Here is an 18,725-nt window from a genome sequence, read left to right as displayed (position 1 = left end):
GGAGCGCACCATGGAGATCGACTGGGAGGGGCTGCGGGCCGCCGCCACCGAGGTGATGCGGCACGCGTACGTCCCGTACTCGAAGTTCCCGGTCGGGGCGGCCGCCCTGGTCGACGACGGCCGGGTGGTGGTCGGCTGCAACGTGGAGAACGCCGCGTACGGGGTGGTGCTCTGCGCCGAATGCGGGGTGGTCTCCTCCCTGCACGCCACCGGCGGCGGCCGGATCGTCGCGCTGTCCTGCGTCGACGCCACCGGCGAGCCGCTCATGCCGTGCGGCCGGTGCCGGCAGCTGCTCTGGGAGAACGGCGGCCCGGAGTGCCTGATCGAGGCGAAGGGCCGGCCGCTGCGGATGGCCGAACTGCTGCCGCACGCGTTCGGCGTGGAGGACCTGGAGGCCGTCACCGGCGAGACGCCGGTGCCGGTCGTGCCGGAGCGGTTGGCCGCCTGGCGGGGCCGCGGCAGCGTCTTCGTCCACCCGGACCTTTCCGCCGGCCAGCAGGTCTGGACGGCGTACTGGGAGCGGTCCGCCGGGACCGACGCGGGCGCCGAGACCGGGGTGCTGGAGGAGGGCCCGAGCTGGGACGACCCGGCGGAGGCGATCACCTGGGGATTGGCCCGGACGCCGCGCGTGGTGGTGGTGGACGCGGCAGGGACCATCTTCTGGGCGGGTGAGGGTGAGCCGCCGCTGGAGATCCCGGTTCGTTGGTCCGGTGCGTGAGCCTGGTTGTCCGGTCCCAGGTGGCTGAGCTTGGGGGTCGGTCCGGGCTCGTTGGCGGGCTGGGCTTCAGGGCCGGGGCCGACCACGCCCGGCTCCGGGCGGTCAGGCTTGATCCCTCCGCCGGGCGCGGTCGGCCCCGGCCCGTCGTGCTCATGCGCCGCGGACCGCTCACGGCGAGACGTCCGCCCTTACCGGTTGGGGTTTGCCGGCCGTGGTCGGCCCCACTCACGGTGAAACGTCCGTCCTCATCGGCTGGGGTTCGCCGGCCGCTCGCGTAAAGACTGATAGGAACTTCAAGGTGAGTGCTTTTACCGCGGTTGACGTCATTCGGACCAAGCGGGATGGCGGGGTGTTGTCGGACGGGCAGATCGACTGGGTGGTGGACGCGTACACCCGGGGGCTGGTCGCCGACGAGCAGATGTCGGCGCTGGCCATGGCGATCCTGCTGCGCGGCATGACCCCGGCCGAGATCGCCCGGTGGACGGCCGCGATGATCGCCAGCGGAGAGCGGCTCGACCTCTCCGCGGTGGACCGGCCGACCGTCGACAAGCACTCCACCGGCGGCGTCGGCGACAAGATCACCCTTCCGCTCACCCCGCTGGTCGCGTCGTGCGGCGCGGCCGTACCGCAGCTCAGCGGGCGCGGCCTCGGGCACACCGGCGGCACCCTGGACAAGCTGGAGTCGATCCCGGGCTGGCGGGCCGCGCTGACCAACGACGAGTTCATCGCCCAGCTGCGCGACGTGGGCGCGGTGATCTGCGCGGCCGGCGAGGGGCTCGCCCCCGCCGACCGCAAGCTGTACGCGCTGCGCGACGTGACCGGCACTGTCGAGGCGATCCCGCTGATCGCCAGCTCGATCATGAGCAAGAAGATCGCCGAGGGCACCGGCGCGCTGGTGCTCGACGTCAAGGTCGGCTCCGGCGCGTTCATGAAGTCGGTCGACGACGCCCGCGAGCTGGCCCGGACCATGGTGGAGCTGGGCGGGGCGCACGGGGTGCGTACCGTCGCCCTGCTCACCGACATGTCCACCCCGCTCGGCCTGGCGATCGGCAACGCGCTGGAGGTGACCGAGTCGGTCGAGGTGCTGGCCGGTGGCGGCCCCGCCGACGTGGTCGAGCTGACCCTGGCGCTGGCCCGGGAGATGCTCGACGCGGCCGGCCTGCCCGGCGCCGACCCGGCGGCCGCGCTGCGCGACGGCCGGGCGATGGACGCCTGGCGGGCGATGGTCCGCGCCCAGGGTGGCGACCCGGACGCGCCGATGCCGACCGCGAACGAGGTCGAGGTGGTCCGCGCGGAGGCGGACGGCTTCGTCGCGGCCGTCGACGCGTACGCCATGGGGGTGGCCGCCTGGCGGCTCGGCGCCGGCCGGGCCCGCAAGGAGGACCCGGTCAGCGTGCCGGCCGGAGTGCTGCTGCACAAGCGCCCGGGTGACCCGGTACGGGCCGGCGAGCCGCTCTACGAGCTGCGCGCCGAGCACGCCGGGCGGATCCCGGCGGCGCTGGCGGAGGCGGAGCGGGCGGTGCGCATCTCGCCGAACCCCCCGGCCGCGACTCCGCTGGTGATCGAGCGGATCGGCTGAGCAGGCTCGCCGGCCGGCATGGTGCTGGTCACCTGGGAGCGCTATTCTCCCAGGCCAGGGGGGAACACCGGCGCTGAGCCGTCGCGAGCAGACAGGAATTTTCGGCCGTGATCGTTGCTGCCCCCGACCCCCGAGAGGTGCGCGAGGCCAGCCTGGACGAGCTGTCCCGGCTGCGCCTGCCGTTGCCTCCGCCGCAGTTCCCGCTGGTCTGGGAGCCCGGCGACCAGATCGAGCTACGCCCGACGGCCGAGATCGAGGCGCGCATCGCGGTGCTGCACCTGATCCTGGCGCGCTGCTTCGGGATGCCGCCGCAGGCGGCGATGAGCTGGCTGCTCGCCTCGCACCTGGTCGAGATGGTCACCCCGCCGGAATGGCAGTTCGTCACCGGCGGCCGGGGCGACCACCGCTCGTTCGTGCTGCACCACGACGCGCTCTTCGCGCTGGCCTGGGTGCTCGGGCTGACCAAGCAGCTCGACCCGACGGTGCCGGTGGACGAGCGGCTGGTGGAGCGGATGCCGTACATCCCCGGTGGCGAGACCTTCGGGCAGTGGCGCTCGCGGATCCTGGCCGCGCCGCAGCATCCCGCCGACGCGGCGGCCCTGCTCGACCTGCACTACTGCCTGGACTGGGCGTACCTGGAGGTGCAGCGGGCCGGCCGGAAGCCGCCGGGCCTGGTGGACGCCAACGCGATCGGGCAGCGGCGCTGGGCGCTGGAGTGGGCGGTGATCCTGCGCGGCCCCTACCACGACGAGCCTCCGGGCTGGGAAGAGGTCGACCTCTCCACCTGACCGGTCGGCAGCTGTCGCCCGCCGGCACGGTGTCGGTCGGGTTGGCGCGGCGTCGGCGGGTCGGGCCGGCGCGGTGCCGGGAGGGGTGGGTCAGGGGTCAGCCGGGGGTCGGGCGCCAGACGGTCAGCCGGACCGACACGGTCACCCGGACCGGTTCCGGCAGCGCGGCCACCCGGGCGGCGAGGCCGGCCGGGTCGGTGTGCCAGGCGCTCGGTCCCATGCCGACCAGCGTCGCCACCTCCGGACCGGTCAGCGCCAGCTCCCGGCGCAGCGCGGTCCCGCCGTCCGGGGTGAACCGGCCGCCGAGGCTCTCCGCCACCCGGTCGGACTTGGCCGGGTCGACCCGGAGCAGGTCGAGCGCGCCGACCAGCTCGGCGAGATGGTCGCCGGCCGGGGTGACCACCAGCAGCGCCCCGGCCGGGTCGAGGACCCGGTGGAACTCCGCGCCGTTGCGCGGCGCGAAGACGTTCAGCAGCACCGCGGTCGAGGCGTCGGCCAGCGGCAGCCGCTGCCAGGTGTCGGCGAGCGCCGCGGCGGCGCGCTGGTGGGCCCGGGCCGCCCGGCGCAGCGCCGGCTTCGAGACGTCCAGGGCCAGGCCGACGGCGTCCGGCAGCGCCGCCAGCACCGCTGCGAGGTACCGGCCGGTGCCCGCCCCCGCGTCCACCACCAGGGGGTACGCCCCGGCGTCCGGCGCCGCCGCGACCCGGGCCACCGCCTCGGTCGCCGCCTCGGCGAGGGCGGCGGAGATGACGTCGTAGTGCCCGGCGGCCAGGAAGTCGGCCCGGGCGGCCACCATCTCGGCGGTGTCCCCGGCGTGCGGGGCGCGCCCGGCGAGCAGGTTCACGTAACCCTGCCGGGCGACATCGAAGCTGTGCCGGCGCGGGCAGCGCAGCGCGCGGGCGGTGCCGGCGGTCGCCTCGGCGAGCGGTTCGCCGCAGACCGGGCAGCGCAACCGGTCGACGATGCGGGCGTCCACGTCAGGCGTCCAGGTAGGTCAGCACCGCGCGTACCCGGCGGTGGCCGTTCCGTCGGTCGCACGGGCTGAGCCGGCCGGCGATTGGGTTGCCCGCTGACCGCCTTCTCTGGTCGCACGGCAGTTCCACGTCGACCACCGTAGGCCCTCAGGGCGGCGAGTGGATCCGGACCCGGCCGTCGAGGGCGGCGAGCCGCCAGCCGCCGGCCAGCCCAGGCGCACCGGGTCGGCATCGCCGTGGCGTCGTCGGCGGCGGTCGGCCGGACCCCGTCGTCGGCCCGGCCGGGCCCGCACCACCCCGGCTCAGCCGCGTGGCCGGTCGAGGCTGGTCAGGTGGTCGACGACGCGGTGGGTGAGCGCGTCGAGCGCGGCGATCTCGTCGGGGGTGAGCAGATCCACCAGGTGCCGCCGGACGGCCGCCACGTGGCCGGGTGCGGCGGCCTCGATCGCCCGCCGGCCCTCGGCGGTGAGCACGACGATCGCGCCGCGCCCGTCCGTCGCGCACTCCTCGCGGGTGACCAGGCCGCGCTGCTGCATCCGGGTCAGGTGATGGGAGAGCCGGCTGCGCGACCAGAGCATCCGGTCGGCCAGTTCGCTGAGCCGCAGGCGCTGGTCGGGCGTCTCGGAGAGGTCGGAGAGGACGTCGTAGTCGGGCTCGGACAGCCCCGCGTCGCGCATCAGCTCGCGGGCCAGTTCGAGGGTGAGCAGGCGGCGCATCTGGTTGTAGCCCCGCCAGGCGCGCTGTTCCTGCTCACTGAGCCAGCGTGGTTGCTCCATGTCGGCCATCGTAGCCATCTGGTTGACATGTCATCAACCAGCTCCTAGAGTGAGTGACATGTCAACCACATTGCCGGGCCGGTTGGCCCGCCTGCTGACCGGCCTCGTGCTGTTCGGCGTCAGCGTGGCCCTGATGGTCCGCGCCGACCTGGGCCTCGCGTCCTGGGACGTGCTGCACCAGGGACTCGCCGAGCGGACCGGGCTACCCCTCGGCCAGGTGGTCAACCTGGTCGCCGTGGCCGTGCTGCTGCTCTGGATCCCGCTACGGCAGCGCCCCGGGGTCGGCACCCTCGCGAACGCGGTGGTGGTCGGGTTCGCCGCCGACGCCGCGCTCGTCGTCCTGCCGCCGGTGCCCTCGGTCGCCGGCCGGATCGGCCTGCTGGTCGCCGGCATCCTGCTCAACGGGCTCGCCACGGCCCTCTACCTCGGAGCCCGCCTCGGGCCCGGGCCGCGCGACGGCCTGATGACCGGGCTGGCCGCCCGCGGCCTGCCGATCGGGCGGGTCCGCACGGCCATCGAGCTCGGCGTGCTCGCGCTGGGCTGGGCGCTCGGCGGCACCGTCGGTCCCGGCACCGTCCTCTTCGCCGTCAGCATCGGGCCGCTGGCCCAGTACCTCATCCCGAAGTTCACCGTGCCGGCCCAGAGCCAGCCCGCCACCACAGGAGTGACCTCGCCATGCCCCGCCTGACCGTCATCGTCGCCAGCACCCGACCGGGCCGCGTGGGCCGCCGGATCGGCGACTGGTTCACCGCCGTCGCCACCGCGCACGGTGCCTTCGACGACGTACGCCTCGTCGACCTCGCCGAGGTGGCCCTGCCCTTCCACGACGAGCCGCACCACCCGTCCGAGGGGCGCTACCTGCACCAGCACACTCGCGAGTGGAGCGCCACGGTCGCCGCCGGCGACGCCTTCGTCTTCGTGATGCCGGAGTACAACTACGGCTTCAGCGCACCGCTGAAGAACGCGATCGACTACCTCTACACCGAGTGGCAGTACAAGCCGGTCGGTTTCGTCAGCTACGGCATGACCTCCGGCGGCCTGCGCGCGGTCCAGATGATCAAGCAGGTGGTGACCACCCTCAAGATGATGCCGGCCAACGAGGCGGTGACCGTGTTCCTGCGCCAAGCGCTCGACGACGCCGGGGAACTGGTGCCGGACCCGGGGCGCGACGCCGCCGCCAAGGGGATGCTCGACGAGGTCGCCCGGCTGGCCACCGCGCTCGCTCCGCTGCGGGTGACGGCGTGACCGCCCGGCTGTGGGAGCTGTTCGGCGAGCGCGGCCGGGGCGTCCTGGTCACCCTGCGCCGGGACGGCCGTCCCCAACTCTCCAACGTCGACTACCTGGCCGAGCCCGGCCTGATCCGCTGCTCCACCACCGCCGGCCGGGCCAAGGTGCGCAACCTCCTCCGCGACCCCCGGGTCAGCTTCCACGTCACCACCGCCGACGGCGGGGCGTACGCGGTGGCGGAGGGGACGGCAGTGCTGACGCCGCCGGCGGCGGCGCCCGACGACGCCACGGTCGAGGAACTGGTCGAGGTCTACCGGCGGATCCGCGGCGAGCACCCCGACTGGGCCGACTACCGGGCGGCGATGGTCGCCGACGGCCGGCTGGTGCTCCGGCTCGCCGTCGACCGGGTGTACGGCTGGCGTCCCTGACCGGCGCCGGGCCGGTGCCGGCCGGGCCATGCCGGCGGCTCCGGCGGGGCGACGCGGGGCGTCCCGGCCGGAACGGCCGCGGATGTCGCCCCCGCCGTACCGGCGGGGGCCACATCCGTCGCCGGTCCGTGCCGGTCCCGTCGGCCGATCCGGCGCGGCCGACTAGGGTCTGAGCATGGTCGCGACAATCCGGTACGAGGACATCGTCAAGGTTCCCAAGGCGCTGCTGCACGACCACCTCGATGGCGGCCTGCGGCCGGCGACGATCGTCGAGTTGGCCGCCGAGGTCGGTCACGAGCTGCCCAACACCGATCCCGAGGCGCTCGGCCGCTGGTTCGTCGAGGCGGCCGACTCGGGCTCGCTGGAGCGCTACCTGGAGACCTTCGCGCACACCGTCGCCGTGATGCAGACCGCCCCGGCGCTGCGCCGGGTGGCCCGGGAGTGCGCGCTCGACCTGGCGACCGACGGGGTGGTCTACGCCGAGGTGCGGTTCGCCCCGGAGCAGCACCTGGAGCGGGACCTGACCCTGGACGAGGTGGTCGAGGCGGTGCTGGCCGGCTTCGCCGAGGGCAGCGCGCTGGCCGCCGAGGCGGGCACGCCGATCCGGGTCGGCACGCTGCTCACCGCGATGCGGCACGCGGCCCGCTCGCAGGAGATCGCCGAGCTCGCCGTGCGGCACCGGGACGCCGGGGTGGTCGGCTTCGACATCGCCGGCGCCGAGGCGGGCTTCCCACCCACCCGGCACCTGGACGCCTTCGAGTACCTCCAGCGGGAGAACTTCCACTTCACCATCCACGCTGGCGAGGCGTTCGGGCTGCCGTCGATCTGGCAGGCGATCCAGTGGTGCGGGGCCGACCGGCTCGGCCACGGGGTGCGGATCGTGGACGACATCACCCCAGGCCCGGAGCCGACGCTCGGCCGGCTGGCCGCGTACGTGCGGGACAAGCGGATCCCGCTGGAGTTGTGCCCGTCCTCGAACGTACAGACCGGGGCCGCCCCGTCGATCGCCGAGCACCCCATCGGGCTGCTGCGGGACCTGCGCTTCCGGGTCACCGTGAACACCGACAACCGGCTGATGAGCGGCACCTCGATGTCCCGCGAGATGGCCCTGCTGGTGGAGGCGTTCGGCTACGGCTGGCGCGAGTTGCAGTGGTTCACCATCAACGCGATGAAGAGCGCGTTCATCCCGTTCGACCAGCGGCTGCGGATCATCGACGAGGTGATCAAGCCGGCGTACGCCAAGCTGCTGCCCTGATCACCGGCGGTGCGGGTGGCCGGCGAGCAGGCCGGCCACCCCGCGCAGCACCTGGCGGGCCCGGGCCGCCTCCGCGCCCAGGCCGGTCTGCCGGCGCAGTACCGCCGGCTCGGCGCGCAGCAGCGCCACCCCGCGCCGGATCAGCACCCGGGGAGCCTTGCGCTGCTCGGCGAGGTCGCGGGCCAGCCGGCGGACGAAGGTCGCGCCGCGCGGCCGCCGCAGGGCGTACGCCCCGGCGAGCACCCCCCGTCGCCGGCACTCCTCGACGATGTCGGCGGCAAAAATGCCTTCGGCGATGAAAAGTGGCGAACCGGCGACGTCAAATGACCGGGTGGCCACCCGACGATCAGCCTCGATGGCATAGACCGGCACATCCGCCCGACCCTCCCTGGCCAGCCGGGTAATCGCCGCAACCGCCGCCTCGGCGTCCCAGGACAGCGGTGACTCCCAGTCCACTTGGCCGTTTCGTCGCGGCAACGTAGGGTCATCACCGTCCTTGTAGAAGTCGTCCAGGCACAGCACCGGAAGCCCGGTTCGCTGCGCTATGTACGACTTTCCGGACCCGGAGGGGCCCGCGAGCAGCACGACGCGGTGGGGGTGATTCATTACCTTCAGTGACTCCGGCCAGACGGATTGCTATCAAATCGCATCAACATCTCATCACACCGTCCGCGACGGCCAACCTGGGCTTTCTCTTTGCCGGGCGGCGTGATGGAATCTCGGATGGTCCGACCCGCCGGGTCGGCCGCTAGGCGTTGCCCAGGGCAACGCGGACGCTGAATCGCGAGGGCGGTGACGTGAGCAAACGGCCAAAGACGGCGGGCTCTTTCCTGTCGCGGCTGCGCCGGCCGGCCGGTCGGCTCCGCGACATGCCGATCTGGTCCAAGCTCGGTCTCATCATGATCGTGCCGACCATCGCCACGGTCGTCGTGGGTACCAGTGGTCTCGTCGACCACCTGCAGACGCTCAACAACGCCAACCGGGCCGGCGAGCTGGCCAGCCTGGTCGGCTACTCCGGGGAGCTGGTCGACACCCTCCAGGACGAGCGGACGGCCGCGCTGCGGCTGCTCGGCGCGCCGCCGGCGCAGGCGGACCCGTTCAAGGACGCGTACAACCAGGCGAGCGGTCGGGTCGACCAGGCGCGGGTGCCCTACTCCTCCCAGCGGACCGAGCTCGAGGACCTGCCGTCGAGCCTCGACGGGCATCTCGACGAGATCGACCAGTTGCTCAGGGACCTGCCCGCCGCCCGCAGTCAGGTGCTCAACGGCAAGCAGGGGCTCGTCGACGCGCAGCGGAGCTACGACGAGCTGATCAACGGGATCCTCGCTGTCCGGGACTCGGCCACCCAGCTCGCCGGCGACAACAACCTGAGCGACCGGATGCGCGCGGCCACCGCCACCGCCCGTGGCAAGGAGGCCCTCTCCCAGCAGCGGAACGTGGTGCACCTGGCGCTGATCCGCAAGGAATTCACCGCGACCCTGCGGAACGACTACATCGCCAGCGCCACCGGCCAGACCCAGGCGAAGCAGAGCTTCGATGTGGTCGCCAACCAGGCCGAGACCGACTTCTACCTGCGCACCATCGCCGGTCCCGACCGGCGCGAGGCGCTCCAGTACAGCAGCTGGGTAACCGGTACCAACAGAAGCGACACCCTGGCCGGCGCGCCGTTCGACGCCAACCAGTGGGACGCGGCGATGGTGGCGTACGCCGACCTGCATCGCACCGCGGAGTCGAAGTTCGACCGCGACGTGGTCGCCCTGGCCGACGACCTCCGCTCGGACGTGCAGCGCCAGGTCTTCCTGGAGTCCGGCCTGCTGCTGAGCATGCTGCTGCTGGCCATCCTCTTCGCCTATCTGGTCGCCCGCTCGATGGCCCGCTCGCTGCGCGACCTGCGCCAGGGCGCCCTCTCGGTCGCCCAGTACGGCCTGCCGCAGGCGGTGGCCCGGCTGCGTGACCCGCAGGTCACCGGGCAGCTGACGCCGACCCAGCTGGCCAACCAGATCGCCGAGCCGCTGCCGGTGCGCAGCAAGGACGAGTTCGGTCAGGTGACCGAGGCGTTCAACGCCGTCCACCTGGAGGCCGTCCGGACCGCCGCCGAGCAGGCCGCGCTGCGCGCCTCCGTCGCGACGATGTTCGTCAACCTGGCCCGTCGGTCGCAGATCCTGGTCGACCGGCTGATCGGTCACCTCGACCGGCTGGAGCGCGGCGAGGAGGACCCGGACCGGCTGGCCGAGCTGTTCCAGCTGGACCACCTGGCCACCCGGATGCGCCGCAACGACGAGAACCTGCTGGTCCTCGCGGGCGCCGACTCGACCCGCGTGCAGCGGGAGCCGGCCGCGCTGATCGACGTGCTCCGGGCCGCGCAGTCCGAGGTCGAGCACTACACCCGGATCGAGTTCGGGGTCATCGACCGGGACATCGAGGTCGCCGCGCACGCCGTCAACGACCTGGTCCACCTGGTCGCCGAGCTGTTCGACAACGCCACCGCGTTCTCGCCGCCGGACTCGCAGGTGCTGATCGAGGCCCGCCGGGTCGGCGACCGCGCCTCGCTCTACGTCGAGGACCGCGGTATCGGCATCAGCCCCGACCAGCTGCACGAACTCAACGAGCGGCTCGCCACGCCGCCGCAGGTGGACGTGGCCGTCTCCCGGATGATGGGCCTGGTCGTGGTCGCCCGGCTGGCGTCCCGGCACGGGGTGAAGGTCGAGCTGCGGCCAGGTGCTGACCGGGGCACTGTGGCGGATGTCACGCTGCCGCCGTCGGTGCTGGTGCCCCGGGCGCTCGCCGGGCGGGCCCAGTCGGCCCCGGCGCTGCCCGCGGGCAACGCGCCGTCCTCCGGTCCGGCGCCCGCCTTCGGTGCGCTGCCGGCCCTCGGCAACCTGCCCAACAGCCCGCGGCCGAGCGGTTCCGGCAACCAGGTCACCCTGGGCGGCCGGCCGTTCGAGCCGGCACCTGCCAACGGCACCGGCAGCCCGGCTCCGGCCGGCGCCGGCCGGAGCATGCCGGCCTGGTCGGACCTCACCGGCGCGACCGCGGCCAGCGGCGGCGACGCGTTCGGCCCGCGTACCTCCAACGGCCAGCCGATCGACCCGCTGCCGCAGCGGCGGGCGACCGACGGCGACCCGGCCACCACCGGTCAGCAGTCCGGCATCCCGCGGCAGCTGCCGAGCAGCCCGGAGGCGCAGCCGTACTTCCCGCCGCCGGTGTCGGCTCCGCCGGTGCCGCCGCACTCGGCGCCGCCGTACTCGGGCCAGCCGTACTCCGGGCCGCCGTACGCCGGACCGGTCTCCTCGCCGCCGGTCTCCGGGATGCCGGTCTCGTCGTCCCCGGTCTCCGGGATGCCGGTCTCCGCGTCGCCGGTGTCGGGCATGCCGGTCTCCGGTCAGCCGATCTCGTCGCCGCCCGGTGGCCCGCTGCCGCAGCGCCCGGTGACACCGCCGAACACCTCGGCGCCGCCGGCCTGGCCACCGGTCGCCGGGGCGGACCCGGCCACGCCGCCGGTGCCCGAGCGGCTGGCCGCCGCGCTCGACATGACCACCGAGCTGCCGCGGATGCCGCGTACGGACCAGCCGACCGCGCCGAACCAGGCGGCGGCCCCGGCGGTCCGACCGGCCGCCACGCCGGCCACGCCGGCTGCTCCGCCCGCGCCGGCTCGGCCGACCACCCCGCAGCCGCAGAACCGGCAGCGGTACGCGGACGAGACGATGGAGCTGCCGATCTTCCGGGAGCTCGAGTCGGCCTGGTTCCGTACCCGGCGACCGGGGCCGGAGGAGGCGGCTGGCGCCCGGCAGCCGGCGACGAACGGTTCCGCCGCGACCCAGCAGTTCAGCAAGGTCGACGCGGCGGGTCGCGCCGTGCCGCAGACACCACCCGCAACGACAGGTAACGCACCGATGGCACAGACACCGACGGCCGGAGGAGCGCCGCGCGAGAACGGGGCCACAGCGAACGGTGGGGCGCGACCCGCGTCCGCCGGGAGCCTCCCCACCCGTCGTCCGCAGCCCAGCGAGGGCGGCGGCTGGGCGACCGCGGCCGACGAGGGCTGGCGGGCGGCGTCGGCCGCCAGTGAGGTGCCGGTGGCGGCCACCACCCCGACGGGTCTGCCGAAGCGCACCCCGATGGCCCAGCTGGTGCCCGGCGCGGTGGAGAAGCCGACCACCTCGGTGCAGCGGCGGACGCCGGAGTCCGTGCGCGGCCTGCTCTCCGCCTACCACCGTGGCGTCCAGCGAGGGCGTAGCCACCCGTCCGACAGCAACCCGACCAGCCCGGAGGCGACTCCGGGAGGGCAGCAATCCTCGCAGTCTGGCTCAGGCCCGGTGGCCGGGAGCGGGCAGAAGGAGCAAGAAGGATGACTACTACGCAGGATCTCGGTTGGCTGCTCGCCAACTTCGCCGATCGGGTTCCCGGTGTCGCGCACGCGGTCGCCGTCTCCGCGGACGGCCTGCTCCTCGCGTCGTCACGGGACCTCCCGCGGGACCGGGCCGACCAGCTGGCCGCGATCGCGTCCGGCCTGGTCAGCCTGACCCAGGGCGCGGCCCGCTGCTTCGAGGGCGGCGCGGTGCTGCAGACGGTGGTCGAGATGGACAATGGCTTCCTGTTCCTGATGTCCATCTCGGACGGCTCGTCGTTCGCCGTGCTCGCCGCCCGCAGCTGCGACGTCGGGCAGGTCGGTTACGAGATGGCGTTGCTGGTCGACCGGGTGGGCGACGCGTTGACCCCGCAGCCGCGCGCGGCCGCGGGCATGCTGGGCTGACGTTCTGCTGACCTTGAGGTCGGCGGGGCGGCAACGACGGGACGGACGGGCTCCGACGGAGGGAGCCGGTGTCGGGTACGAAGGAGGTGAGCGGCGACATGGTTGATCGTGACGAACCGACCGGAGCGTTGGTCCGTCCATACGCCGTGACCCGTGGTCGTACCCGCCCCCGACTCGACATCGCGCTGGAGGCGCTCGTCGAGACGACGGTGCGCGGCCGGGCCGCTGCCAACGGCAGTGGCGGCCAGGGTCGCGAGCACCAGTACATCGCCGCGCTGTGTGACGGACGCGTGCAGTCGCTAGCCGAGATCGCGGCGCGAATGCAGCTCCCGCTCGGTGTGGCCCGGGTGCTCATCGCCGACATGGCGACGGACGGCCTGGTCGCGGTCCACGAGCCGACCATCCTGGACGACTCGGACGACGCGGTGGGCACTGAACTGCTGGAGAGGGTGCTGAGTGGACTTCGCAGGCTCTGACATGTCGCACCGCCCGCCGACCCCGAGCGGGCGCGTGACGTCGGCGAAGATCGTTATCGCCGGTGGCTTCGGCGTCGGCAAGACGACGCTGGTCGGCTCGGTCTCGGAGATCACGCCGCTGACCACGGAGGCCATCATGACCTCCGCCGGCGTGGGCGTCGACGACAACCGGCAGGTGCCGGGTAAGACGACGACCACGGTGGCGATGGACTTCGGCCGTATCTCGATCGACCGTGACCTGATCCTGTACCTGTTCGGTACGCCGGGTCAGACCCGCTTCTGGTTCATGTGGGACGAACTGGTGCGCGGGGCGATCGGCGCGGTCGTGCTGGTGGACACCCGCCGGCTGGCCGACTGCTTCGCGGCGATCGACTTCTTCGAGCACCGGCGGCTGCCGTATCTGGTGGCCATCAACTGCTTCGACGGGATGCAGTACCACGACCCGCAGGACGTCCGGGACGCGCTGGCGATCTCGAGCGACGTGCCGGTGGTGGCCTGCGACGCCCGCAACCGGGAGTCGACGAAGCACGTGCTGATCTCGCTGGTCGAGTACGTGCTCACCATGCGTCGCTCGCGCCAGGTCGCGCCGGCCTGATCGTTCCGCCCAGCGCCCGGTGGTCCTTCCGCCACCGGGCGCTGCGTGCTGCCCCGGTCCGGTGACGTCGCCGTCCGGTCCCGGGTGGTTTCGCGGGGGTTGCGCCGCGCCTGCCCGCCAGCGTGGCCGTCCAGCCCTTTGTAGCGCCCGCTGGCGGGCGGACCTGCCACGCTGGCGCCTCAGGGGTGCCGGGCCCGCCCTGGCGCCGCTGACGGGCGGCGTGCGGGCGGCACGGCCGTGCGCGGTGGAACCGCGGGCCACCGGCCGTGGAAATGTCGGCGATCACCGCCGCGGCTGTCCATGCCGGCCGGTCGCCGGCGATGGCCGGTAGCGCGACAGCGCCCCCGGTCACTGTGGACGTCCACAGTGACCGGGGGCGCGCTGTCTGGTGCGGGTGCCGCCGTCAGGAGCGGTAGCCGGCCGAGCGGTACTCGTACTCCCGATCGTCGTCGCGGTCACCGGTGTCGCGGGTGAAGTCCCAGCCGCCGGCGGCCTCGCGGCCCGGCCGGCCGCCGACCGCGAACCCGCCGATCTCCTGCCCGCGACGCCAGCCGCGGAAGTAGCCGGTGGTGTTCTCGGCGAGGCTCGCCGCGTCCCGGACGATCCGCAGTGGACGCTCCTCGCGCAGCGGGGAGCCGGGGACGAGGTTGGCCTGGGGGACCCGCTTGGGCAGCCCGGCCTTGGTCTCGGCACCGACCGACGGCCGGGCCGCCTGCTCGGCCGCCTGCCAGCCGGTGTCGGCAGTGGTCGACCAGTCCAGGTCGGCCGCCGAGTCGCCGTGCCCCACGAACCAGGCGGACTTCGCCTGGGCGAAGATCAGCAGGTCACCGTCGCCCTCGTCGGAGACGGGCGGGGGACGCCGCTCCACCGGCGGCGCCGGCCGGTGCTCGGGCGCCGGGCGCTCGGCACGCGGGGCGGCCGGCCGGCCGTTGCGCGGGGCCTCCTCGCGGTCGACCAGGCGCAGCGGCGGGTTCTCCAGCTGCGGGTCGGTGGGCGGGTTCGGCCCGTCGCGCAGTGCCCGGTCGGCCATCGGCGGGGGCTCAACCAGCCGCAGCATCGGCGGCTCCTGGGGCAGGTCGTCGGCGAGCCACGGCGGGGTGACCCGACGCTCCGCCCCGGGATCGGTCGGTGCGTCCACGCCGCGCCCGCCCCGGTCGCCGTACGAGCCGACGACCGGGTTGTTGGCGGAGCTGTCGGCCGGATCCTCCGGGTTGTTGACCAGCGGCCAGTTGGCCCGGGAGCCCGGTGGGGCGGCTTCCTTGCCCGGTCGGGGCGTGGGCACCGGAATGCTGAGGTCGGTGGCGCTGAACCCGCCGGTGGGCGCCTCGCCGTTGGTCTTCGGGCGGGGCGGGATGACGGTGCGCTGCCGCTCGGCACGCGCGCTGTTGATCGCCGCGGTGGTCAGCGTGGGCCGGAACGGCTCACCCGCCTCGGCCGGCGGCACCGCGCCGCGCTGCGCGGGCGCGATCGGGGTGATCCCGGGTGGCGGTGGCGGCGGCGCGGAGACCGGCCGGTTGGTCGGGGCGTCCACCCGGCGGGCCGGCTCGGTGTGGCTCGGCGCGCCGGAGACCGGGGTGCCGGCCGCCGCGGCCGGGGTGACCGGCTGTGGCGCGACCGGCTGTGGCGCGACCGGCGGCGGGGCGACCGGCGCCGGGGCGACCGGCGGCGGGCCGAGCGGGCGGGGCGCCGGCGGGGGAGTGGTGCCGGAAACCGGCTCGGGACGGCTGCGCCGCCCGCCGGACGGGGTCGGCTGCTCGGCCGGCCGGATGGTGCGCAGCCCGGCGGTGCTGGTGGTCAGGCCGGGCCGGTCGCCGGTCGGCTCGGCCCGGCGGCCGGCGGCGCGGCGGCCGGGCGCGGCCGGCGCGGGCGCGCTGACCCGGGCGCTGAGCGCGCCGACCAGTGCCTCGCAGCCGGCGTCGCAGGCACGGACCGAGGCGACGGCCTGGCGTACGGTCTCCGCCACGGCAGCGGTGAGGGCGCGGTTCACGGTCGCCCGCCGGGGCGTCTCGGAGATGGCCACCCGCAGCGCGGTCACCGCCTCCTCGATCTCCTCGGCCTCGGCCACGCCGTCCGCGGCGAGGTGAGCCGCCACCGCGTCGGCGGCGACGGAGACCTCCCGGCCCCGGGCGACGGTGCCGGCCAGCATGCCAGGCTCCGGCAGGGCGTCGAGGACGGCCAGTGGGACCGGCTCGGCCGGGTCCGGGTAGGCGCGCAGCGCGGCCGGGTAGAGCTCGCGGAGCACCTCGCGCAGCGCCACGGCGGCCGAGTGCCGGCCGCTGGCCAGCGCGGCGTGCGCGGCGAGCACCTGCTTGTAGCCGGCGAGGTCGCGGTGCGCCGGCAGGGTGATCGCGGAGAGCGCGCCGGCCTGCAGGGCGCGGGCCAGGCCGACCGCGCGCCGCTCGGCGGGCGGGGACTGCATCTCCTCCAGCGAGTCGTCGTCGGCGAACCGCTCGGCGAAGTCGTCGACCGAGTCGTCGTCGGCGATCGCCAGTGGGCGGCCCGCCGCGCTGAGCAGCGAGGTGACCGTGTGGTCGTCGCTGTCCGCGGCGATCGCCGCACCGCTCGGCCCGCCCGACCGCTCCACGAGCAGCGCGACCAGCTGGGCGTAGCCCGCCGCGTCGTCGCCGATCTCGCAGACATGCAGCAGACGGCCTGCGTCGTCGACCACAGCGGACGTCAGCGTCGAACCGGCCGAAGCCGGTCGGTCGGCCGGATCCGCCGAGGCCAGACCGCAGTACACGCGCACGAGCGCCACGGCGTCGTCCTCCTCCCGGGACACAGGTCTTTCTCTGCCAGAGACTGATGCTCCCTGGAACGCGTCAGTCGCGCCAGTCCACGACCGCAGAGATCTTGCCGACAATGGTGCGCCAACCCAGACTTGCGGTTTGTGCCCCGATTTTCTTCAGCCGCCGCCGGCCGAGGAAGCCGCCGATGCCGCCGTTGACCGTGGCCCGCAGCGCCTCGTCCAGGTCGTCGAGGCTGGAGCCGGCGGAGAGCATGTCCAGCACGGCCGGCAGGCGCAGCGCGTACGACAGGTCGCGGGCGATCTCGCCGGCCTCGATCAGCAGGGTGGTGTCCCAGGCGTCGTGCCCGCCGCGCAGGTTCTCGACCACCAGGTCCAGCTCGTAGATGTCCTCGTCCAACGGGGCGATGTCGGCCGGCTCCACCCGTTCGGACAATTCATTCCAACTGTCCAGTTGGGACAGATCGTTGGGCGCGCCCGAGCGGACGAAGCTGACCAGCGACTCCGGGGTCTTGAACAGCAACAGCCGGCCCCGGTGGCTGAGGAAGACCGGGACCTCCTCGTCGCCCGCCTCGTCCTCGGCCTCGGCCTCCTCCGCCTCGGCGTCCTCGGCGTCCTCGTCGTCCTTGCCGCCCTTGGCGCGGCGGCGGGACTTCGTCTCCTCCTCGTCGCTCTCGGCGAACTCCTGGGCGACCTGCTCGTCGAGGATCACGACGGTCTCGTCGTCCTCGTCCTCCTCGACCACCTGGCGACGGGCCAGGAACGGGTCGTCCTGGTCGCGCTCGGCGACGTCGGTGGGGGTCAGCTCCCGGGCCGGCCGGTACGCCCGCAGCGTGTAGCCGGTGCCGGCGGGCAGGGCGATCTCCACCGGGTCGATCCGCAGCTCCTCCCAGAGCGCGCGGGCGGCCTCGGCCGACGCGGACGCCGTGTCGGACTCGACGCTGCCCTCGGTCTCGTCGAGCTCCGGCTCGTCGGCGTCGGGCCGTTGGGGCGACTGACGGGCCACGCTGACCTCCGTGTGCTTCGGGTTGCCCACCCGTCGGCGTCCCGTGCCGGCGAGTGACTCTGGGCACATACCCTAGTGGGCGGCTCCGGGAGGTCGTGCCCGCACCCCGGTGGCGATCCGGCCGCTATACAAGTAGCGTAGCTACACATGAAGGCCCAGGCGCTGCACGGACACCTCGACGCGCTGCTGCTGGCGGTGCTGGAGCGGGGCGCCCTGCACGGTTACGCGATCATCGAGGCGCTGCGCATCCGCAGCGACGGCCACCTGGACCTGCCCACCGGCACCATCTATCCGGCACTGCGCCGGCTCGAGCGGGCCGGGCACGTGGCCAGCAGTTGGAGCACCGTCAACGGGCGGGAGCGCCGGACGTACGAGCTCACCGACGCCGGCCGGCGGGCCCTGGCCGGGGAACGCTCTGGCTGGCGGGAGTTCAGCTCGACTGTCGGCCGCTTCCTCGACCCCGCGGCCCCGCCGGTCGCCCCGACCTGACGCGCCTCGCGGCCCGACCGCGCCGCAGCCGGACCGCGCGTCAGCCGGACCGCGCCCCGACCGCGGCGTCAGGCGGACAGGGATGCGGCCCGGTCGCTTCAGGCGGACAGCGATGCGGCGCGGGCGCGGCGGGGCCGGGGCGTGCCGCGGCCAGAGGGCGCTGGCCGAGCCGGCCAGGGGCAGGGCAGGAGGGCGGGCCTCAGCGCGCGGTGGTCAGCGAGGCGGTCAGCCAGTAGCGGGCCGCGCGGCCGATCCAGAGCAGGGCGGCGGTGGCCACGACCGCGCCGATGATCATCGGTGGCCAGGTCAGGGCCGCCTCCCAGAGCCCCATCGACCAGGCGAACAGCCCGGCGCCGGCGGCGGCGGCGAGGAGGAGGACGCCGGTCAGGCTCGCGCCGACCGCGCGGTGGAGCACGGCGCCGCCCGGCACGCCCCAGCGGTCGGCGCTCGTGGCGACCAGCAGCCCGGCCGCGGCCAGCACGAACGCGGTGATCCACAACCAGTCCATCGAGGCGGAGAGCAGCAGGTAGCCGGCCGGCGGCCGGGGACCCTCGCTCCAGCTCGCCCCCTGCCAGGTCAGGTCGCCGGCGACGATCGCGACGGCGGCCACCGTGACCACCCGCAGCGCCAGCCCGCGCAGCGCGCCGACCGCCAACTCGGCCTGGTACGCCGGGGCCAGCTGCGCTGGGCTGCCGAACTCGGTCACCGCGCGCCGCTGCGCCTCCGCCGCCGACAGCCCGCCCTCGCGGTACGCCTCGACGGCGTCCAGCAGGCCGTGCCGGGCCTCGGTCAGCAGGTCGGACTTGAGCCGTACCGGCCCGCGCAGCCGGTCACCCAGCTCGCGCAGGCGCTCCTCCACCAACACCTCGTCACCGCCGGCCATGGCACCCACCCTGCCACGACCGGCCGCCGAGCGTC

General features: G+C 74.4%; 18 protein-coding genes. 12 read left to right on the top strand and 6 right to left on the bottom strand.

What is annotated here, in order from left to right; genetic code table 11:
- The first annotated feature begins 10 nt into the window (after window positions 1-10).
- The 3 genes from GA0070609_RS25220 to GA0070609_RS25210 all read left to right on the top strand — a co-directional run bounded on the left by GA0070609_RS25220 (window position 11) and on the right by GA0070609_RS25210 (window position 3,085).
- A complete protein-coding gene (locus GA0070609_RS25220) occupies window positions 11-718 on the top strand; it encodes a cytidine deaminase (protein ID WP_088996089.1) in 708 nt (235 codons plus the stop codon).
- Window positions 719-1,016: 298 nt separating this feature from the next.
- On the top strand, window positions 1,017-2,297 hold the full coding sequence (locus GA0070609_RS25215; RefSeq protein ID WP_088996088.1) for a thymidine phosphorylase: 1,281 nt from the start codon (window positions 1,017-1,019) through the stop codon (window positions 2,295-2,297).
- Between the two features lie 107 nt (window positions 2,298-2,404).
- On the top strand, window positions 2,405-3,085 hold the full coding sequence (locus GA0070609_RS25210; protein WP_088996087.1) for a DUF4272 domain-containing protein: 681 nt from the start codon (window positions 2,405-2,407) through the stop codon (window positions 3,083-3,085).
- A gap of 97 nt (window positions 3,086-3,182) precedes the next feature.
- Here the strand turns inward: GA0070609_RS25210 and GA0070609_RS25205 are convergent, their stop codons facing one another.
- Both GA0070609_RS25205 and GA0070609_RS25200 read right to left on the bottom strand, forming a co-directional pair.
- Complete coding sequence (locus GA0070609_RS25205; protein WP_088996086.1) at window positions 3,183-4,061, bottom strand: putative RNA methyltransferase; 879 nt, start codon at window positions 4,059-4,061, stop codon at window positions 3,183-3,185.
- 300 nt (window positions 4,062-4,361) lie between these two features.
- Window positions 4,362-4,835, bottom strand: a complete 474-nt coding sequence (locus tag GA0070609_RS25200) for a MarR family winged helix-turn-helix transcriptional regulator (protein WP_088997953.1) — start codon at window positions 4,833-4,835, stop codon at window positions 4,362-4,364.
- 58 nt (window positions 4,836-4,893) lie between these two features.
- Here GA0070609_RS25200 and yczE point away from each other — a divergent pair, with 58 nt between their 5' ends.
- From yczE to GA0070609_RS25180, 4 genes are all read left to right on the top strand, one after another.
- On the top strand, window positions 4,894-5,523 hold the full coding sequence (gene yczE, locus GA0070609_RS25195; protein ID WP_088996085.1) for a membrane protein YczE: 630 nt from the start codon (window positions 4,894-4,896) through the stop codon (window positions 5,521-5,523).
- Complete coding sequence (locus GA0070609_RS25190; RefSeq protein WP_088996084.1) at window positions 5,511-6,080, top strand: NADPH-dependent FMN reductase; 570 nt, start codon at window positions 5,511-5,513, stop codon at window positions 6,078-6,080. Before yczE ends, GA0070609_RS25190 begins: the two co-directional genes overlap by 13 nt.
- Window positions 6,077-6,490, top strand: a complete 414-nt coding sequence (locus tag GA0070609_RS25185) for a PPOX class F420-dependent oxidoreductase (protein ID WP_088996083.1) — start codon at window positions 6,077-6,079, stop codon at window positions 6,488-6,490. Before GA0070609_RS25190 ends, GA0070609_RS25185 begins: the two co-directional genes overlap by 4 nt.
- Before the next feature lie 175 nt (window positions 6,491-6,665).
- Complete coding sequence (locus GA0070609_RS25180; RefSeq protein WP_088996082.1) at window positions 6,666-7,745, top strand: adenosine deaminase; 1,080 nt, start codon at window positions 6,666-6,668, stop codon at window positions 7,743-7,745.
- On the opposite strand, the gene GA0070609_RS25175 is transcribed toward GA0070609_RS25180, so the two are convergent.
- Complete coding sequence (locus tag GA0070609_RS25175; RefSeq protein ID WP_231928410.1) at window positions 7,746-8,201, bottom strand: ATP-binding protein; 456 nt, start codon at window positions 8,199-8,201, stop codon at window positions 7,746-7,748.
- Between the two features lie 341 nt (window positions 8,202-8,542).
- On the opposite strand from GA0070609_RS25175, the gene GA0070609_RS25170 reads away from it, so the two are divergent.
- The 4 genes from GA0070609_RS25170 to GA0070609_RS25155 all read left to right on the top strand — a co-directional run bounded on the left by GA0070609_RS25170 (window position 8,543) and on the right by GA0070609_RS25155 (window position 13,569).
- On the top strand, window positions 8,543-12,097 hold the full coding sequence (locus GA0070609_RS25170; protein ID WP_088996080.1) for a sensor histidine kinase: 3,555 nt from the start codon (window positions 8,543-8,545) through the stop codon (window positions 12,095-12,097).
- On the top strand, window positions 12,094-12,498 hold the full coding sequence (locus GA0070609_RS25165; protein WP_067370442.1) for a roadblock/LC7 domain-containing protein: 405 nt from the start codon (window positions 12,094-12,096) through the stop codon (window positions 12,496-12,498). The genes GA0070609_RS25170 and GA0070609_RS25165 overlap by 4 nt, the downstream gene beginning before the upstream one ends.
- 98 nt (window positions 12,499-12,596) lie before the next feature.
- Window positions 12,597-12,974, top strand: coding sequence for a DUF742 domain-containing protein (locus tag GA0070609_RS25160; RefSeq protein ID WP_088997952.1), 378 nt, complete (start codon window positions 12,597-12,599; stop codon window positions 12,972-12,974).
- A 1-nt stretch (window position 12,975) separates the two neighbouring features.
- On the top strand, window positions 12,976-13,569 hold the full coding sequence (locus GA0070609_RS25155; protein WP_088996079.1) for a GTP-binding protein: 594 nt from the start codon (window positions 12,976-12,978) through the stop codon (window positions 13,567-13,569).
- A gap of 403 nt (window positions 13,570-13,972) precedes the next feature.
- Here the strand turns inward: GA0070609_RS25155 and GA0070609_RS25150 are convergent, their stop codons facing one another.
- Window positions 13,973-16,348, bottom strand: a complete 2,376-nt coding sequence (locus GA0070609_RS25150; RefSeq protein ID WP_088996078.1) for a transposase — start codon at window positions 16,346-16,348, stop codon at window positions 13,973-13,975.
- 40 nt (window positions 16,349-16,388) lie between these two features.
- The gene (locus tag GA0070609_RS25145) at window positions 16,389-17,348 is read right to left on the bottom strand and encodes a DNA primase (RefSeq protein WP_088996077.1); all 960 of its coding nucleotides are present in this window, start codon (window positions 17,346-17,348) and stop codon (window positions 16,389-16,391) included.
- Between the two features lie 117 nt (window positions 17,349-17,465).
- On the opposite strand from GA0070609_RS25145, the gene GA0070609_RS25140 reads away from it, so the two are divergent.
- Window positions 17,466-17,807, top strand: a complete 342-nt coding sequence (locus GA0070609_RS25140) for a PadR family transcriptional regulator (protein WP_088996076.1) — start codon at window positions 17,466-17,468, stop codon at window positions 17,805-17,807.
- Window positions 17,808-18,006: 199 nt separating this feature from the next.
- Here GA0070609_RS25140 and GA0070609_RS25135 read toward each other — a convergent pair whose 3' ends face one another.
- Window positions 18,007-18,690, bottom strand: a complete 684-nt coding sequence (locus tag GA0070609_RS25135; RefSeq protein ID WP_088996075.1) for a permease prefix domain 1-containing protein — start codon at window positions 18,688-18,690, stop codon at window positions 18,007-18,009.
- Window positions 18,691-18,725: the final 35 nt, after the last annotated feature.

The organism is Micromonospora echinaurantiaca (genome assembly GCF_900090235.1).
GTDB lineage: Bacteria > Actinomycetota > Actinomycetes > Mycobacteriales > Micromonosporaceae > Micromonospora > Micromonospora echinaurantiaca.
This window is presented reverse-complemented; position numbering and strand designations above follow the sequence as displayed.

Coding starts and splice junctions, on each gene's coding strand:
- GA0070609_RS25165 (WP_067370442.1), top strand. CDS start 12,094: ATGACTACTACGCAGGATCTCGGTTGGCTGCTCGCCAACTTCGCCGAT.
- GA0070609_RS25180 (WP_088996082.1), top strand. CDS start 6,666: ATGGTCGCGACAATCCGGTACGAGGACATCGTCAAGGTTCCCAAGGCG.
- GA0070609_RS25140 (WP_088996076.1), top strand. CDS start 17,466: ATGAAGGCCCAGGCGCTGCACGGACACCTCGACGCGCTGCTGCTGGCG.
- GA0070609_RS25220 (WP_088996089.1), top strand. CDS start 11: ATGGAGATCGACTGGGAGGGGCTGCGGGCCGCCGCCACCGAGGTGATG.
- GA0070609_RS25200 (WP_088997953.1), bottom strand. CDS start 4,835: ATGGAGCAACCACGCTGGCTCAGTGAGCAGGAACAGCGCGCCTGGCGG.
- GA0070609_RS25190 (WP_088996084.1), top strand. CDS start 5,511: ATGCCCCGCCTGACCGTCATCGTCGCCAGCACCCGACCGGGCCGCGTG.
- yczE (WP_088996085.1), top strand. CDS start 4,894: ATGTCAACCACATTGCCGGGCCGGTTGGCCCGCCTGCTGACCGGCCTC.
- GA0070609_RS25155 (WP_088996079.1), top strand. CDS start 12,976: ATGTCGCACCGCCCGCCGACCCCGAGCGGGCGCGTGACGTCGGCGAAG.
- GA0070609_RS25135 (WP_088996075.1), bottom strand. CDS start 18,690: ATGGCCGGCGGTGACGAGGTGTTGGTGGAGGAGCGCCTGCGCGAGCTG.
- GA0070609_RS25160 (WP_088997952.1), top strand. CDS start 12,597: ATGGTTGATCGTGACGAACCGACCGGAGCGTTGGTCCGTCCATACGCC.